The organism is Candidatus Palibaumannia cicadellinicola (genome assembly GCF_002855795.1).
Classification (GTDB): Bacteria; Pseudomonadota; Gammaproteobacteria; order Enterobacterales; family Enterobacteriaceae; genus Baumannia; species Baumannia cicadellinicola_C.
The window spans coordinates 1-2,064 of the sequence record NZ_NJPO01000017.1 but is presented as its reverse complement, the minus strand read 5'-3'; the positions used below and the strand labels follow the sequence as shown (position 1 = coordinate 2,064).

General features: G+C 39.2%; 2 protein-coding genes. Both read right to left on the bottom strand.

Features of this window, described 5'->3' with window-relative positions:
• Window positions 1–331: 331 nt before the first annotated feature.
• Window positions 332–763 (bottom strand): nucleoside-diphosphate kinase, encoded by a 432-nt coding sequence (gene ndk / locus CEX73_RS00335; protein WP_101626665.1) that lies wholly within the window; start codon window positions 761–763, stop codon window positions 332–334.
• 18 nt (window positions 764–781) lie between these two features.
• Window positions 782–1,963, bottom strand: a complete 1,182-nt coding sequence (locus CEX73_RS00330) for an IscS subfamily cysteine desulfurase (RefSeq protein ID WP_101626664.1) — start codon at window positions 1,961–1,963, stop codon at window positions 782–784.
• Window positions 1,964–2,064 lie beyond the last annotated feature (101 nt).

The window sequence follows — 2,064 nt, the reverse complement described above, 5'->3', positions numbered from 1 at the left end:
AGATCGGTAAGAGGTTAATATTCCTGTACTAGATGTAACTGCGAAGGGGGTACGAAGAAAGCTAAGTTCGCCAGGTGACGGTTATCCTGGTTTAAGCATTTAGGTGAAAAAGCAGGTAAATCCACTTTTTAAAACACTAAGATGTGATGACAAACCAATAATATTGGTAAAGGAATTGATGCTCTGCTTCCAAAAAGCCTCTAAGCTTCAGGTTACATGTAATCGTACCGTAAACCGACACAGGTAGTTAAGTAGAGAATACTAAGGCGTTTGAGAAAACTCGGGTAAAGGTCACTAGGCAATGGAAATCAATAAATAAGTGTGTATACACTTAATGCATACGTACACAAAATTCATCGACGGTAAAAAAATAAGCTATTTCACGAATCGCTGATTCTGCTGAATCAGAACCGTGTACTGCGTTTTCTATTAAGCTATCAGCGTAGTCTGCTCGTAAAGTGCCAACCAGAGCATCTGCTGGGTTAGTAGCTCCCATTATATCACGGTGGCAACGTATAACATTTTCACCTTCCAGTATTTGGACTACTATTGGACCTGAAATCATAAAATTCATTAGACATTCGAAGAAATGTTTGCTTTTATGCTCGGCATAAAAGCCTTCTGCCTGTTGGTAGGTAAGTTGTAACATTTTCATACCTACGATGTTAAAACCTGCGGTTTCAAAACGATTAATTATTGCCCCAACTACATGATTAGCAACAGCATTAGGTTTGATAATAGAAAGCGTGCGTTCTATAGTCATTGTTTTTATCCTGAATTCTTAATTATCTGTTTTGAGTAGAAAATTCCGTGCTATTGCACGCTGACGGACAATGGCACGCTGAGTTTTATTTATAGCATAATCTATCTCTTCCTTTGTAGTAAAACGTCCTAGGGAGAAGCGAATAGAACTATGGGATAGTTCATCGTTTAGACCTAGCGCTCGCAGCACGTAGGAAGATTCGAAATTAGAATCAGTACAAGCAGAACCTGATGAAACCGCTAGATCATTCAAAAGCATCATTAATGATTCACCGTCGACATGGTTGACGCTTATATTAAGTAATGTTGCAACACCATGCGCTAAATCTCCGTTGACTGTTACACCTTCGATCTGCTGTAAACCTTGCCATAAGCGGTCACGCAATACTCGCAGACGTAACATCTCATCAGCCATTTCTTTTTTCGCAATGCGATAAGCTTCCCCCATACCGACAATCTGATGTACTGGCAAAGTACCTGAACGTATTCCACGCTCATGGCCTCCACCATGAATTTGTGCGTTAATATGCACTTTTTTTTTACGACTAATATACAAGCAACCAATACCCTTAGGACCATATAGTTTATGACTGCTGAATGACATTAAATCTACTGGAAGCTCCGTCACATCTATAGATAATTTACCTATGCTCTGTGTAGCATCTACATGAAACAAAATATCATGACTTTGGCATAGTTGGCCAAATGCAGCGATATTATGAATAATACCTATTTCATTATTAACATGCATTAGGGAGACTAAAATTGTGTCTTCTCGTAAGGCGTCGCTAAGTTGTTGCAGCGAAATGAAGCCATTTTGATTAGGCACCAACCAAGTAATGCGGTATCCATGTTGTTCTAGATACTTGCAGGTATCTAGGACCGCCTTATGTTCGGTCAAACTGGTAATAATATGACGTCCTTTATTTTGGTTAGCTTGGGCAACTCCTTTAATGGCAAGATTATCTGACTCAGTGGCACCAGAAGTGAAAATAATTTCGCGAGAATCCGCTTTAATCATAGTAGCAATATGATTACGAGCTACATCAACTGCTTCTTCAGCCAACCAACCATAGCGATGAGAGCGAGAAGCAGGATTACCGAAAATACCATCGATAGTAAGATATTGTATCATCTTTTCCACCACCCGCTGGTCGACCGGAGTGGTAGCAGCATAGTCTAAATAGACTGGTAATTTCATTAGTTATTCACTCCTAGCACTGTAACTACTATTAATATTTTGTGATTTTTCTCGGTAATATTTACTCATGATGTAAAGGTATAGTTACCTACCAAAATAGT

Coding starts and splice junctions, on each gene's coding strand:
- ndk (WP_101626665.1), bottom strand. CDS start 763: ATGACTATAGAACGCACGCTTTCTATTATCAAACCTAATGCTGTTGCT.
- CEX73_RS00330 (WP_101626664.1), bottom strand. CDS start 1,963: ATGAAATTACCAGTCTATTTAGACTATGCTGCTACCACTCCGGTCGAC.